Origin of the sequence: Leifsonia sp. ALI-44-B, from assembly GCF_001984125.1 — a bacterium.
Taxonomy (GTDB): domain Bacteria; phylum Actinomycetota; class Actinomycetes; order Actinomycetales; family Microbacteriaceae; genus Okibacterium.
Genome location: NZ_MTQL01000007.1, coordinates 1,752,422 through 1,766,714, shown reverse-complemented (window position 1 = coordinate 1,766,714; position 14,293 = coordinate 1,752,422). Strand labels below are relative to the sequence as shown.

The window sequence follows — 14,293 nt, the reverse complement described above, 5'->3', positions numbered from 1 at the left end:
CGCGTCTGGGGGCTTCTCCTGCACGTGCCTACCGGAAAGAGAACGTTCGAGTGAACACGGTAGAGAGCACACGTTGCGGAGGCAACAGCATTGAATGTGCGGATTCACCCGGCGGACAGATTTACCTGATCGGCATTTCCCCCGGGATCGCTACCACTGTAGCACTCAAACTTCGGGCGGCCCGCCACACGCACCGGGGGTTGCGCTTGCGTGTCGGATGCCGCATCCGAACTACTGGGCGGGGCTCTCGTCGTCGTCGACCGGCGTCACGGTCGCACCCTTGAAGTCGACCGCGAGCATCAGGGCCTGCCACGGCGTGTCGGCCTGGGTGGCGACGAGTTCGGCGGCCGCGAGACGTTGGCCGGGGCCATCCGCCAGCACGAGGATGGAGGGCCCGGCACCCGAGACGACGGCCGCGTAACCGGCGTTGCGCAGCAGGGTGACGAGCTTGGCCGTTTCGGGCATGGCGGCCGCGCGGTAGTTCTGGTGCAGCTTGTCTTCGGTGGCCGCGAGCATGAGCTCAGGGCTCTGCGTGAGGGCCGCGATGAGCAGCGCCGAGCGGGACACGTTGAAGATGGCGTCTTCGTGCGGCACCGAGGCGGGCTGCAGGCTGCGCGCGAGCTTGGTGGACATGGTGAACTGCGGTACGAAGACGAGCGGGGCGACACCGCGGTGCACGATGAGCCGCTTCTGCTTGGGCCCGGATGTCGTGAGCCACGCGATCGTGAGCCCGCCGAACAGGGCCGGCGCCACGTTGTCGGGGTGGCCCTCGAGGTCGGTCGCGATGCGCAGCAGCGTGTCGGCGTCGATCTCGACGTCGCCCTGCAGCAGCCCCTTCGCGGCCATGATGCCCGAGACGACGGCGGCGCCCGATGAACCGAGCCCCCGCCCGTGCGGGATGGTGTTGTGCGCCGTGACGTTCACGCCGGGCATGCGCCGCCCCATGGCCTCGAACGTGTAGGCCATCGACGAGACGACGAGGTTGCTCTCGTCGGTGGGCACTTCGCCCGCGCCGACACCGTGCACGGTGACGTGGGCGCCGGGCTCGTCGCGCACCTGCACGTCGAGTTCGTCGTAGACGCTCAGCGCGAGACCGAGCGTGTCGAAGCCGGGGCCGAGATTGGCGGTGGTGGCCGGAACCTTCACCGCCACCCGGCGCGGGGTCATGGTCACGCCTGCGGTGCGGCGACGAGGCCGAGCACGCTCGCGACCTCGGCCGTGTCGACGGGAACGATGGTGGGGGTGACCTGGCCGCCGTCCTCCGTGCGCAGGGCCCACTGCGGGTCTTTCAACCCGTGACCGGTGACCGTGAGCACCACGGTGCTGCCCGCGGGAACCTGGCCGGCTTCGGCGCGCTCAAGCAGGCCGGCGACGCTGATGGCGGACGCGGGCTCGACGAAGACGCCGACCTCGGAGGCCAGGATCTTCTGCGCGAGCAGGATCTTGTCGTCGTCGATGGCACCGAAGTAGCCGTCGGTCTTCTCGCGCGCCGTGAGGGCGAGCTCCCACGAGGCGGGGTTGCCGATGCGAATGGCGCTGGCGATGGTCTCGGGGTGGCGAACAAGTTCACCGCGCACGATGGGCGCGCTGCCGGAGGCCTGGAACCCGAACATGCGGGGCAGCTTCGTCGTGGCGCCGCGCTCGAGCTCTTCGCTGTAGCCGCGCGTGTAGGCGGTGTAATTGCCCGCGTTGCCGACGGGGATGAAATGGAAGTCGGGCGCGTCTTCGAGCACCTCAACGATTTCGAAGGCTGCCGTTTTCTGGCCCTCGATGCGGTCGTTGTTGACCGAGTTGACGAGGTGAACCGGGTAGTTCTCGGCGAGGTCGCGCGCGATGTCGAGGCAGTCGTCGAAGTTGCCCTGGATCTGGATGAGCTGACCGTTGTGGGCGACGGCCTGGCTGAGCTTGCCCATGGCGATCTTGCCCTCGGGCACGAGCACGGCGGCCGTGATTCCGGCGTGCGCGGCATAGGCGGCGGCCGAGGCCGACGTGTTGCCGGTCGAGGCGCAGATGATGGCCTTTGCGCCGTGTTCGACGGCCTTCGAGACGGCCATGGTCATGCCGCGGTCTTTGAAGGAGCCCGTGGGGTTCATGCCCTCGAACTTCACGTAGACGCGGGCGCCCGTGCGCTCGGAGAGGGCCCGCGCGGCGATGAGCGGCGTGCCACCCTCGCCAAGGCTGATGATGGGGGTCTTGTCACTGATGTCGAGACGGTCTGCGTATTCGTGCAGAACTCCGCGCCACTGCTTCGCCATTATTCGGCTCCTTCAACTCGTAGAACACTGACGACGGCCTGCGTGTCTTCGCTGGCCGTCAACGCCTCGACTGTTGCCTGCAGCGCGGCCTCGCGGGCCGCGTGGGTTCCGATCACCAGGGTGGCGGTGCCGGTGGCGTCGTCTTCTTCGCCGGGTTGGACGGTCTGCTGGACCGTTTCGACCGAGACGCCACCGTCGCTGAGGATGCCAGCGATCCGGGCGAGGACGCCCGGACGGTCGGTGACGAGAAGGCTGATCTGATACTTGGTGGTGACACTGCCGATGGGCAGGAGTGGGAGGTCGGCGTGCGTCGACTCGCCGAGACCGGGGCCGCCGGCGACGTGACGGCGGGCGGCCGAGACGAGGTCGCCGAGGATGGCCGAGGCCGTTTGCACGCCGCCCGCTCCCGCGCCATAGAACATGAGGGGGCCGGCTGCCTCTGCTTCGACGAAGACGGCGTTGTTGCCGCCGTGCACCGACGCGAGCGGATGATTGCGGTCAACGAGCGCGGGATAGACCCGGGCCGAGACACCCTCGGTGCCGTCTTCGTCGGTGATGCGCTCGGCGATGGCCAGGAGCTTGATCACATAGCCGGCGTCTTTGGCCGCCTGGATCTGCTCGGGCGTGATCTGGCTGATTCCCTCGCGGTGCACGCCGCTGGCGGGCACGCTCGAGTGGAACGCGAGGCTGGCCAACAGGGTGGCTTTCTGCGCCGCGTCGTAACCTTCGACGTCGAGCGTCGGGTCGGCCTCGAGGAACCCCAGCTCGAAGGCGGTCTTCTGGGCGTCGGCCATGCTGTCGCCGAAACGATCCATGCGGTCGAGGATGTAGTTCGTGCTGCCGTTGACGATTGCCAGGATGCGCTTGATGTTGTCGCCCGCGAGGCTGTCGCGCAGTGGGCGGATGATCGGGATGGCTGCGGCGACCGCGGCCTCGTAGTAGACCTCGGCCCCGACCTGCTCGGCGGCACCGAAGATCTCGGCGCCGTGCTCGGCCAGGAGGGCCTTGTTACCCGTGATGACGTCGGCACCGGCGTTCAGCGCCTGCAGGATATACGTCTTGGCGGGTTCGATGCCACCCATGAGCTCGATGACGATGTCGGCGCCCACGATGAGCGTCTCGGCGTCGGTCGTATAGAGCTCGGCGGGCAGCTCGACGTCGCGCTTGGCGTCGAGGTTGCGCACGGCGATGCCCACGAGCTGCAGGTCGGCTCCCGATCGGGCCGCCAGCTCTTCGCGGTTCTCGAGCAGCAGACGCGCCACCTGGGAGCCAACGGAGCCGGCGCCCAACAGGGCCACCCGGAGCGTGCGGTATTCGATCATCGTGCGTCCAATCCGGCGTCGCGCGCCAGTAGTTCGGCCTCGGTCTCGCCACGAACGATCACGCGCGCGGTGCCGTCGACGACGGCGACGACGGCGGGGCGACCGAGGTAGTTGTAGTTGCTCGCGAGGGACCAGCAGTAGGCGCCCGTCGCGGGCACGGCGACGATGTCGCCCGAGGCGGCATCGCCCGGCAGGTAGTCGGCGTTGACGACGATATCGCCGGATTCACAGTGTTTTCCGGCGAGTCGCACGAGCGCGGCCGGCGCGTCGGAGACCCGGTTGGCGAGGCGGACCGAATAGTCGGCGCCATAGAGGGAGGGACGGGCGTTATCGCTCATGCCGCCGTCGACGCTCAAATAGCGGCGCACCGACGACGAGCCGTCCTCGCCCGCGACGTGGACATCTTTGCGGGTGCCGACGGTGTAGAGGGTCATGCCGGCGGGGCCGATGATGCTGCGCCCCGGCTCGAAGGCGAGATTGGGAACCTCGACGCCGAGATCGGCGGCGGCCCGGAAGACGGCTTCGGCGATGCCCTCGGCGATCTGTTCGATGGGCTGCGGGTCGTCGGCCGTCGTGTAGGCGATGCCGAAACCGCCCCCGAGGTTGAGTTCAGGCACGGGCCCGCCCTCGAGGAGCTCTCGGTGCGCGATGAGGAGGCGTGCGGCCGACTCGCCGAAGCCCGACGCGTCGAAGATCTGCGAGCCGATGTGGCAGTGCAGCCCGCGGAAGTCGAGCGACTCGTGGCTGCGGATCTGGGCGACGGCCGCGGCCGTGTCGGTGAGCGGCAGCCCGAACTTCTGGTCTTCGTGCGAGGTGGCGAGGAATTCGTGCGTGTGCGCGTGAACGCCGCTGTTGACCCGCAGGCGGACTCCCTGTCGTCGCCCGTGGCGAGCGGATGCCTCGGCGACCCGCTCGATCTCTTCGAGGCTGTCGAGCACGATGGTGCCGATGCCCGCCGCGACGGCGCGTTCGATCTCGGCCAGCGACTTGTTGTTGCCGTGGAACCCGAGGCGCGCGGCCGGAGCGCCGGCGGCGAGAGCGACGGCCAGCTCTCCACCCGAGCACACATCGATGTTGAGGCCCTCTTCGATCATCCACCGTGCGACCTCGGCCGACAGGAACGCCTTTGCGGCGTAATAGATCGTCACACCGGGCACGCGGGGGGTGTCTGTGGAGCCGGCGGGCGCGTCGGCAGCCGCCTCGGCTCGGGCACCAGAGGCGGCGCGCGCGGCAACGGCCGAACGGAACGCGCCGAGCGTGCGCGCGGCGCGGGCCCGGGCGTCGGCCTCGTCGACCACATAGAGAGGAGTGCCGAAGGTCTCGACGAGCTCGCCCGCGGTGACACCGGCCACCTGGATCTGGCCGTATTGGTCGCGCTCGGTGTTGGCCGAGAAGAGGCCGTCGCCTAAGTCGTTGGCGTCGGCGGGCAGGGCCAGCCAGTCGGGTGCGAGGGGGTGTGTTGCCACCGGGGAACCAATCGTGCGGAGGGAGCAGTCGCCCGGCAGAGGACGACTCCCAAAGTGTACCGAGAACGTCTCTGGGCCACGAACCCGCGGCGGGGCTGTGGACGATTCAGCGCTGGGCGCGCTGTGGAGAACAAACCTATCGAGAGGTCATCCTCGCGACGGCATATAGCGAGGCCGCGTCGCAGTCGGGCGGTCACCCGAACGGCGCGGGCTCGCCAAACGAATCAACCGGGCGGTCACCTCGCGCGGAACCGTCTATCCGCACGTTCCCGGAGCTCGGAGCCGTCTAACCGCGGGTGCCCGGCGTTCGGAGCAATCTAGCCCCAGGCGCCGAGAGCGGAGCCGTCTAGCCGCAGGAGCCCGGAGTGCGGAGCGAGCTGCCAGACAGGACGACGTCATCGGCCGATGCCGTGACGGTGGCCTCGTCGGGCGTCACGGTGAGGCCCGTGAGCGTGACGGCCTCCGGCAGGCGCGACGCGACACAGATGGAGAGAGGCTGCTGCTGCAGGAGCAGGTCGATGATGGGCTGCACGTCGATGTTGAGCGACCCGACATCGACAGAAGCCTTCTCGGGTACGAGCTCGACGGCGTTTCCCGCAACCGTGGGAGTGGCCGTCAGCGTGTAGGGGATCTGGAAACCGAGGACGGTCTGCGTGGAGTCGTACGTGACGACGCCGTCGCCCAAGGTGAGGGCCTGATCGGCATCCGGAGCCTCGGCCAGCACGTCGAGCGCCTGCTGCGAGATCGAGAAGGAGGCGTCGACATGCCCGACGGGCTCGGTCGTGTCCTTCGGCACATCGCTCAAGACGGCCCGGGCCGAGATGGGGATGTCGTTGATGGTCGCATCCCGAGCGGTCACCGTCACGGTCTCGAAAACACCAGTGACGTATTGATAGATAAACGGTGGACCGCTGATCTCGACGTCGACGTCCGCGACCACGCCCTCGGGCAGGTTGTCCTCGATCTGCTTCTTGACGACACCCTCGGCGACGTCGCTGAGCGCGCTGTCGAGCATCCAGAGAGCGAGCCACCCCACGCCGACGATGGCCGGGATGAGGAACAGCCACAGCACCCAGCCGAAGCGGGCGCGCCGCGGAACATCCGATTCTTCGAACGCGAAATCGAAACCGTCGCTCATGTGTTGCTGCTCCCCCATCGTTCCCCCTGTCAACCGCCCCGCTACATGCGGTCGGGCGCCGTCACACCGAGCAGCTCGAGTCCGTTGCGCAACACCGTGCCCGTCGCGTCGTTCAGCCACAGGCGCGTGCGGTGCACGTCTTCCACGGGCTGCTCGCCGAGCGGGATGACGCGGCAGTTGTCGTACCAGCGGTGATACAACCCGGCGATCTCTTCGAGGTAGCGCGCAACGCGGTGCGGTTCGCGCAGCTCGGCGGCCTGGGCCACGATGCGCGGGAACTCTTGCAGCGCGCCGAGGAGCGCCGACTCCGTCTCGTGCTCGAGGAGCTCGGGGCGGAAGACGCTGCGGTCGACGCCGGCCTCGGCCGCGTTGCGGGCGACGCTGCGGGTGCGCGCATGTGCATATTGCACATAGAAAACCGGGTTCTCGTTGCTGCGCTTGCGCAACTGCTCGCCATCGAGGTCGAGCGGCGTGTCGCTGGGGTAGCGCGCCAACTCGTAGCGCAGCGAATCGGCGCCCACCCACTCGAGCAGGTCGTCGAGCTCGACGATGTTGCCGGCGCGCTTCGACAGCTTCGCACCGTTGACCGTGACCATCTGGCCGATGAGGACCTGGATGTTGACGTCGGGGTCGTCACCCGCGGCACCCGAGAGGGCGCGCAGACGGTGCACATAGCCGTGGTGGTCGGCGCCCAGCAGGTAGATCTTCTCGGTGTAGCCGCGATCCTTCTTGGAAAGGTAGTAGGCGGCGTCGGCCGCGAAGTAGGTGTAGATGCCGTTGCCGCGGATCATGACGCGGTCTTTGTCGTCACCGAAGTCGGTCGTGCGCACCCAGACGGCGTCGTCGTCTTCGAACACGTGGCCCTGGGCCTTGAGGCGCTCGGCCGCGTCGTCGATGGCGCTGCGACCCGTCGCCGGGTCTTTCTCGTGCAGGGTCTGCTCGGTGAAGAAGACGTCGAAGTGCACGTTGAAGCGCTCGAGCGAATCTTTGATCTCGGCCATCTGCAGCTGGTAGGCACGCTCGCGGAACTCGGCCAGCGTCTCGTCGCGCGGGCGCTCGAGAATGGACGGGTCGGCGGCCACGACCCGCGCCGCGAGCTCGCCGATGTACTCGCCCGGGTAGCCCTTGTCGGGCGTGGGCTCGCCGAAGGCCGCCGCCTGCACCGACAGGCCGAACTTGTCCATCTGGTTGCCCGCGTCGTTGATGTAGTACTCGGTGCCGACCTCAGCTCCGGATGCGCGCAGCACCCGTCCGAGGGAATCGCCGACGGCGGCCCAGCGCGTGTGCGCGAGGTGCAGCGGACCCGTCGGGTTTCCCGACACGAACTCGAGGTTGATGACGTGACCGGCGAGCGACTCGTTGCGGCCGTAGTTGTGCGCGCGCTCGACGATGGTGTGCGCGATCTGGCCGGCAGCGGCCGCGTCGAGGCGCACGTTGATGAAACCGGGGCCCGCGACATCCACGCCCTGCACGCCGTCGACCGAGGCGAGGCTCTCGGCGATCTCGGCGGCCAGCTCACGCGGGTTGGTGCCGAGCTTCTTGGCCAGGCGCATGGCGATGTTGGAGGACCAGTCGCCGTGCTCGCGGTTCTTCGGACGCTCGAGCACCACATCGGTGGGCGAGAGCTCGGCACCGGCACCCGGTCGTCGCCCCTCGACGAGCGGGACGAGGAGGTCGAAGAGGCTGCGGGAGAGGTCTGCGGGAGTCACAGCGATCAACTCTACCGTGCACCGAATGTAACCATCTGCCGGGAATCGAACGCGGAAACGGGGCTATATAACGAAGCGCGTGATCTGTGCTTGGTATGGTTCACGAGACCGCTCAACAGGAGGAAAAGTCATGGCCTTGTCGCCCCGGGTAGCCCGCGCATCGCGCGCCGCCACACTGTCCGTCGCCGCAATCGTCGCCCTCACCGCGCTCACCGCGTGTGGCGCGTCGTCGGGGTCGACCGGCACACCCACCCCCATCGAGACGGCGAGCGCCACCCCGACCGCCACCGAGACCCCCGCCGCGACCGCCGCCCCCACCTCCGACGCGGTCATCTCGTCCCCCGTCGGCGTGACCTGCGACCAGCTGCTCACGCTGCAGGATGTCTACGACTACAACCCCAACTACACGGCGCTGCCCGCCGCGAAACCGGCCGTCGACTCGAAGGCCGGACAGATCGCCGGCATGAACGGCCTGACCTGCCAGTGGAAGAACAACACGAGCGAGTCGACAATCGACCTCGGGCTGGCGAAGCTCACCGACGACCAGCTGACGTCGCTCAAGAACATTGCGTTCCAGGCCGGCGGCTCGGTTCCCACCTACGGCGACCCGGCGAGTGTCGAAGGCTACTTCAACATGGTCGGAACGAAGGGCCAGGCGCAGGTCTTCACCGGCTCCTACTGGCTGACGCTGTCCTCTGACGAGTTCCTCGAGCCGGGCGACGCGCAGCAGCTGCTCATGGCGGCCATCCCCCACCTGCCGGCGTCCTAGACGCTGGATGATGAATGCCCCGGTTTCGGCCGGGGCATTCGTGCGTTAACGGACGGTGGGTCAGCCGAGCTGGACGCGCGACCAGCCGTCGTCGCGCGGGAGCTCCTCGGCGGTTGCGGTGACCGAGACGTCGCCAAGGGTGAGGCCGGTCCAGTGATTGGTGAGGAACGCGACATCCGAGGCATCCCGGCCCGTTGCGATGCGGACGAGCGACTGCCGCGGAGCCAGGCGCGTGGCGTCGACCACATACCAGGCGCCGTCGACGTAGGCCTCGACGACCGCGTGGAAGTCCATGGGCGAGAGGCCCGGCGCATAGACCGAGACCATGCGGGCCGGTAGGTCGCGGGCGCGCAACAACGCAATCGTGAGGTGCGCGTAGTCGCGGCAGACCCCCTCAGACGACGCGAAGGTCGACATGGCGCTGTCGGTGCCGACGCTCGAACCGGGCACATAAGAGAGCGTGTTCGAGACCCAGTCGACGACGCGGTCGAGCAGGTCGAAACCCTGCGCTCCCCCGAAGGTCTGGGCGGCGAACGATGCGATGCGGTCCGACTCGGCGTAGCGGGACGGGCGCAGGTAGCGGATGACATCGACGGGGTCGACGGGGTCGGGCAGGCGATCGGCCGCGATGACGGCGTCGTAACGCACGACGTAGCTGCCGGCATCCGCTCGCACGCGGTGAAGCCGGGCGCCGTGCCGGTCGATGAGCTCGGTCACCGGGACCGTCTCGCCATCACGCGTGCACGTGAGCGTTTCAGTGAACAGCGGGGTGGCGGCGGCCACCGCGAGCGAGAGGATCACATCGCTCGTGGCACCCAGGTCGAAGCGGAGGTCGGCCGATACGGTGCGCTGCATGTGAGATATCTTCGCACGCGTTTCTGGCCTCGAAGCACCCCCTGAGCGGGGCGATGCCGGGCGCGGGATGTCTGGTAGATTCTACGAGTAGTCCGCCTCTGTAGCTCAGTGGATAGAGCGCTTCCCTCCGGAGGAAGAAGTCGCAGGTTCAAATCCTGTCAGAGGCACCGTGTTTGTGGCTCGCCGTTCCGGCGATGCGATTCCTGCCGGTGATTGCTCCTTTAGGCGGTCGGTTCGGTGACGAAGTCGATGAGTTGTTCGACGCGGCCGAGCAGTTGTGGTTCGAGGTCGGCGAAGGTGCGCACCTGGCCGAGGATGCGCTGCCAGGCCCTGGCCGTGTCGGCCTGCGTTTCATGCGGCCATCCGAGCGCCTTGCAGATGCCCTTCTTCCACTCCATCGAACGCGGGATGGTCGGCCACTCGGTGAGCCCCAGTCGTTCCGGCTTCACGGCCTGCCAGACGTCGACATAGGGATGCCCCACCACCAGCACGTGCGCACCGAAGGGCCCGCGCGCCACCGTCTCGGCGATGCGGCTCTCCTTGGAGCCGGGCACCAGGTGGTCGACGAGCACACCGACGCGGCGCTCGCGCGAGGGCTTGAAGTCGCGCACGATCTGGTCGAGGTCGTCGACGCCCGAGAGGAACTCGACGACGACGCCCTCGATGCGCAGGTCGTCGCCCCACACGCGCTCGACCAGCTCGGCGTCGTGCTTACCCTCGACGAAGATGCGGCTGCTGCGGGCCACCCGGGCGCGCTCCTGCTCGACGGCAAACGATCCGGATGCCGTGCGCGCCCGCCCGGCGGAAGCCCGAGGTGCCGCGACCAACGTGATCGGTTGCCCCTCGAGCAGGAAACCGCCGCCCAGGGGGAACGTGCGACGGCGGCCCTTCCAGTCCTCGAGCTCGACCATCTTGCCCTCGACGCGGGTGATGGCGCCCGCCCATCCCGTGCGAATGTCTTCGACGACCAGGTCGAGCGTGGCCGGCTGCGTGGGGATGACGGGCTTGTTGCGGCCCTTCCAGTCGCCGGCGAGGACATCGGTGGAGTAGCGGTCGTCGTGCATGGGTTCAACGCTAGGCGACCGCGGCGACACCGGGCGGATGCCACGCGTGGAACGGCTCGGCGGAAAGCCGGGGGTCAAGCGGCGAGGAGCTGGGCGCGCTCTGCCTCGCGGGCGAGGCCCTCGAGGAGTCCGGCGAGTTGACCGGCGGGCGACGACGGCGCCTCGGGGTGGAACTGCACGCCCGTGATGGGCAGGACCTCGTGCTCGATGGCCTCGACATGTCCGTCGTGCGACCAGCCGACCGCGATGAGGCCCTCGCCCAGGCGGCCGACGGCCTGGTGGTGGGCGCTCTGCACGGTGACGGCGGCGCCACCGAGGCGGAGCGCCAGAGTGGAGGAACGCTCGAGCTGGATCTCGTGCGGCGTGAGCACGTCTTCGATGGGGACGTCGATGTTGCGGTGGCCGCTCTCGTCGCCCAGGTCGGGGATGAGCGTGCCACCCAGGGCCACGTTGATGACCTGGTGACCGCGGCAGATGCCGAGGAGGGGCGTTGCGCGCTCGGCGGCACGGCGGGCCACGGCGATCTGCGCCAGATCGGCGTCGTCGTAGTGCACGCCCTCGCCCGGGTAGCCGACCTCTTCGCCGTAGTGACGCGGGTGGATGTCTTCTCCCCCGAGGATCACGATGGCGTCGGCCTTGTCGGTGACCTCGAGCAGCGCCTCGGCACCGAGATCGGCGGCCGCGTGGCGCGACACCTGCCACCCGGCACTCTCGGCCTCTGACACGGTGCGCCCGATGAGCTGGGCCACGAACTCGTCGTAATCGGGGGCGTGTTCGCGCATGCTCGCGACCTCGATGACAGCGAGACGCAGATCGGTGTGGAGATCGTGCATGGGTGGCCCCCTTCCTGAGGTGCGAGTGGTGGTGGTGTTTCTATCCTGCCCCGCACCACCGACAGGGGCAACGGGTGTGTAACACGGTGACACAGAAGGGCGTGCGGGCGCGACATCCTATTCTGTGCGTTCTCTCTGCAAAAGCTGATGCCGGTGTCGGTGCCCCGCCCTAGAGTGGGAATCACACCGCTTGACGAGAGGGAGCACCATGGCGAAACAGTCCATTTTCGGCCGGATCACGCAGTTGGCGAAGGCGAACATCAACGCTTTGCTCGACGGAGCGGAAGACCCGCAGAAGATGCTCGACCAGATGGTGCGTGACTACACCGCCTCCATCGCCGACGCCGAGAGCGCCATCGCCGAGACCATCGGCAACCTGCGCCTGCTCGAAGAAGACCACCGCGAAGACGTGCAGGCTGCGGCCGACTGGGGCAACAAGGCCATCGCCGCGAGCCGCAAGGCCGACGAATACCGCAGCAGCGGACACGCCGCCGACGCCGACAAGTTCGACAACCTGGCCAAGGTCGCGCTGCAGCGCCAGATCGGGTCCGAGAACGAGGCGAAGGCCGCCGAGCCGCAGATCGCGTCGCAGACGCAGGTGGTCGATCAGCTGAAGAACGGGCTGAACGGCATGAAGCAGAAGCTCGAACAGCTCAAGTCGAAGCGCAACGAGCTCGTCGCCCGCGCCAAATCGGCCGAGGCGCAGGCCCGCGTGCACGACGCCGTCAAGAGCATCGACATCATGGACCCGACCAGCGAGGTCAGCCGCTTCGAGGAGAAGATCCGCCGCGAAGAGGCCAAGGTGAAGGGCCAGGCCGAGCTGTCGGCATCCAGCCTCGACGCCCAGTTCGAATCGCTCGACGACCTCGGCGAGCTGACCGAGGTCGAGGCCCGACTGGCCGCGCTCAAGTCGGGCAGCCCCAGCCGCGCCGCCGTCGAGGCTCCGAACCCGCCCTACACGCCGGGCGCCGGTTCCTAAGCTCCGGGCTGCGGAGCGAGACCCATGCGCTACCTCGTGGCGCCCGAGTGGCAGGGTTCGCCCTCCGCTCGGGCCATGCAGTTGATCGACGGTGCCGAGGCGATTCGGGGAGACCTGCCCGCCTCGCGCACCGAGGTCGTCCAGGTTCCCCTCGAAGCCGGGTCGGCCATGGACACCGGCATTAATCGCGCGTCGTCGATACAGATGGTGCGTGAAGCTGTCGTCGCCACACTCGAGCGCTACGACCGGATCGCCCGCGAGGGCGATGAGGCTGGCGTGGACGCCGAGAGCGGCGAGAGAGCGCAGAACGCGGAAAGCGAGCCCGACACCGGCAGCGCGACAAGCGCCGCCGAGAACTCCGGGGGTGCCTTGAATGCCGAGCCCGTGCTCGTCGTCGGCGGCGACTGTGGTGTCGCGCTCGGCGCCATCGACCACGCTTCCCGCGCGCATGGGTCCGACCTGGCGGTCGTGTGGTTCGATGCGCATGGCGATCTGAACACACCCGACACATCGACATCCGGCGCCTTCGGGGGCATGGTGCTGCGCGCCATCATGGGCGACGGGGCCTGGCCACTGACCGCGACGCATCCCGTGAACGACGAGCGCATCGTGCTCGCCGGTGCCCGGTCCTTCGATGACGCCGAGGCCGCGTTCATCGAGGGGTCGGCCATGACGGCTCTGACGGTGGAACGCACGACCGCGGATGACCTCGTGGCCGCTGTCGAGGCATCCGGAGCCCGTTTCGTCTACGTGCACGTCGACCTCGATGTGCTCGACCCCGCCCGGATCGCCGGAATCACGGGGCCGGAACCCTTCGGCGTCGAACCCGCCACGCTCGTCGAGGCGATCGTCGCCCTGAAGGAGCGGTTCACGTTCGCCGGAGCGAGCCTCACCGGGTTTGCGCCCGCCAGCGCCGAAGCGGCCGACGACGACCTCGGAACCATCCTGCGCGTCATCGGAGCACTCGCCCGCTGACCGCGGACGGGAGGCGGGTAACGTGAGTGATATGACACCTGCAACGACGCCTGTGCCCGAGAGCGACGACGCCACGGCGGCCGACGCGACTGACGCTGCCGCTTCTGACACCGCGGCCGCCGCCGCTGAGACCGCGGCCGCCACCACCGACGAGCGTGTGCTGGTCGAGCGGCGCGGCCATCTGCTGCTCATCGGCCTGAACCGCCCCGACAAACGCAACGCCGCCGACGCGCGCATGCTCAGCGAGCTGTCTTCGGCGTATGGCCTGCTCGACCGGGAGCCCGAGCTGCGGGTGGGCGTCGTCTATGCCGTCGGCGAGCACTTCACGGCGGGGCTCGACCTCGCCGACATCGGTCCGCGCGTGCAAGCCGGGACGCTCGAGATCGTGCCGCCCGACGGTCTGCACCCGTGGCAGGTCGACGGCACGCAGCAGTCCAAACCCGTCGTGCTCGCCGTGCAGGGCATCTGCTTCACGCTCGGCATCGAGCTGGCCCTCGCCTCTGAGATCGTCGTGGCGGCCGAAGGGACGCGGTTCGCCCAGCTCGAGGTGAGCCGCGGCATCCTGCCCTTCGGCGGCGCGACCACGCGGTTCGCGAAGACTGCCGGCTGGTCGAACGCCATGCGTTGGGTGCTGACGGGCGACGAATTCGACGCCCACGAGGCGCGCCGGCTGGGACTCGTGCAGGACATCGTGCCGCACGGGCAGCAGCTCGAGCACGCCATCGCGCTGGCCGAACGCATCGCCGCCCAAGCGCCGCTCGCCGTGCAGGCCGCCCTGCAGAATGCCAAGCTCGCTCAGCGCGGGCCCGATGCCGAAGCCGAAGCGCAACTGCCCGCGCTGCTGGCCCGGCTGAGCGCGTCGGAAGACGCCCGCATCGGGATGGAAGCTTTCCTCACCCGAACGACCCCGCAATTCGAAGGAAGATAG

Annotated in this window: 13 protein-coding genes and 1 tRNA gene; 5 read left to right on the top strand and 9 right to left on the bottom strand. The window is 68.5% G+C overall.

Annotated features, from left to right (window positions below; genetic code table 11):
• Nucleotides 1–231 precede the first annotated feature (231 nt).
• From thrB to argS, 6 genes are all read right to left on the bottom strand, one after another.
• Entirely contained in the window at nucleotides 232–1,167 is a 936-nt protein-coding gene (thrB, locus tag ALI44B_RS15155) for a homoserine kinase (RefSeq protein ID WP_077055372.1), read from the bottom strand.
• A 2-nt stretch (nucleotides 1,168–1,169) separates the two neighbouring features.
• The gene (gene thrC, locus ALI44B_RS15150; protein WP_077055371.1) at nucleotides 1,170–2,255 is read right to left on the bottom strand and encodes a threonine synthase; all 1,086 of its coding nucleotides are present in this window, start codon (nucleotides 2,253–2,255) and stop codon (nucleotides 1,170–1,172) included.
• The gene (locus ALI44B_RS15145) at nucleotides 2,255–3,577 is read right to left on the bottom strand and encodes a homoserine dehydrogenase (RefSeq protein ID WP_077055370.1); all 1,323 of its coding nucleotides are present in this window, start codon (nucleotides 3,575–3,577) and stop codon (nucleotides 2,255–2,257) included. The genes thrC and ALI44B_RS15145 overlap by 1 nt, the downstream gene beginning before the upstream one ends.
• Nucleotides 3,574–5,043 (bottom strand): diaminopimelate decarboxylase, encoded by a 1,470-nt coding sequence (lysA, locus tag ALI44B_RS15140; RefSeq protein ID WP_083710105.1) that lies wholly within the window; start codon nucleotides 5,041–5,043, stop codon nucleotides 3,574–3,576. Before lysA ends, ALI44B_RS15145 begins: the two co-directional genes overlap by 4 nt.
• A 346-nt stretch (nucleotides 5,044–5,389) precedes the next feature.
• Nucleotides 5,390–6,181 carry an LmeA family phospholipid-binding protein gene (locus ALI44B_RS15135; protein WP_077055368.1) on the bottom strand — a complete coding sequence of 264 codons (792 nt, stop codon included), beginning with the start codon at nucleotides 6,179–6,181 and terminating at the stop codon, nucleotides 5,390–5,392.
• Nucleotides 6,182–6,222: 41 nt separating this feature from the next.
• Complete coding sequence (gene argS, locus ALI44B_RS15130; protein WP_077055367.1) at nucleotides 6,223–7,890, bottom strand: arginine--tRNA ligase; 1,668 nt, start codon at nucleotides 7,888–7,890, stop codon at nucleotides 6,223–6,225.
• A gap of 130 nt (nucleotides 7,891–8,020) precedes the next feature.
• Between argS and ALI44B_RS15125 the strand changes: the two genes are divergently transcribed.
• Complete coding sequence (locus ALI44B_RS15125; RefSeq protein WP_077055366.1) at nucleotides 8,021–8,659, top strand: hypothetical protein; 639 nt, start codon at nucleotides 8,021–8,023, stop codon at nucleotides 8,657–8,659.
• A 60-nt stretch (nucleotides 8,660–8,719) separates the two neighbouring features.
• Here ALI44B_RS15125 and ALI44B_RS15120 read toward each other — a convergent pair whose 3' ends face one another.
• Nucleotides 8,720–9,514, bottom strand: coding sequence for a transglutaminase-like domain-containing protein (locus tag ALI44B_RS15120; RefSeq protein WP_077055365.1), 795 nt, complete (start codon nucleotides 9,512–9,514; stop codon nucleotides 8,720–8,722).
• Between the two features lie 94 nt (nucleotides 9,515–9,608).
• On the opposite strand from ALI44B_RS15120, the gene ALI44B_RS15115 reads away from it, so the two are divergent.
• A tRNA-Arg gene (locus tag ALI44B_RS15115) sits at nucleotides 9,609–9,681 on the top strand.
• A gap of 54 nt (nucleotides 9,682–9,735) precedes the next feature.
• Here the strand turns inward: ALI44B_RS15115 and ALI44B_RS15110 are convergent.
• Both ALI44B_RS15110 and ALI44B_RS15105 read right to left on the bottom strand, forming a co-directional pair.
• Entirely contained in the window at nucleotides 9,736–10,578 is an 843-nt protein-coding gene (locus ALI44B_RS15110; protein ID WP_077055364.1) for a DUF3097 domain-containing protein, read from the bottom strand.
• Between the two features lie 74 nt (nucleotides 10,579–10,652).
• A complete protein-coding gene (locus ALI44B_RS15105) occupies nucleotides 10,653–11,411 on the bottom strand; it encodes a gamma-glutamyl-gamma-aminobutyrate hydrolase family protein (RefSeq protein ID WP_077055363.1) in 759 nt (252 codons plus the stop codon).
• 208 nt (nucleotides 11,412–11,619) lie between these two features.
• Between ALI44B_RS15105 and ALI44B_RS15100 the strand changes: the two genes are divergently transcribed.
• Genes ALI44B_RS15100 through ALI44B_RS15090 form a run of 3 tightly spaced genes read left to right on the top strand, consistent with a single transcriptional unit; the run spans nucleotide 11,620 to nucleotide 14,293 of the window.
• Nucleotides 11,620–12,390, top strand: a complete 771-nt coding sequence (locus ALI44B_RS15100; RefSeq protein WP_077055362.1) for a PspA/IM30 family protein — start codon at nucleotides 11,620–11,622, stop codon at nucleotides 12,388–12,390.
• Between the two features lie 24 nt (nucleotides 12,391–12,414).
• Nucleotides 12,415–13,365 (top strand): arginase family protein, encoded by a 951-nt coding sequence (locus ALI44B_RS15095; RefSeq protein ID WP_077055361.1) that lies wholly within the window; start codon nucleotides 12,415–12,417, stop codon nucleotides 13,363–13,365.
• 31 nt (nucleotides 13,366–13,396) lie between these two features.
• The gene (locus tag ALI44B_RS15090; RefSeq protein WP_083710100.1) at nucleotides 13,397–14,293 is read left to right on the top strand and encodes a crotonase/enoyl-CoA hydratase family protein; all 897 of its coding nucleotides are present in this window, start codon (nucleotides 13,397–13,399) and stop codon (nucleotides 14,291–14,293) included.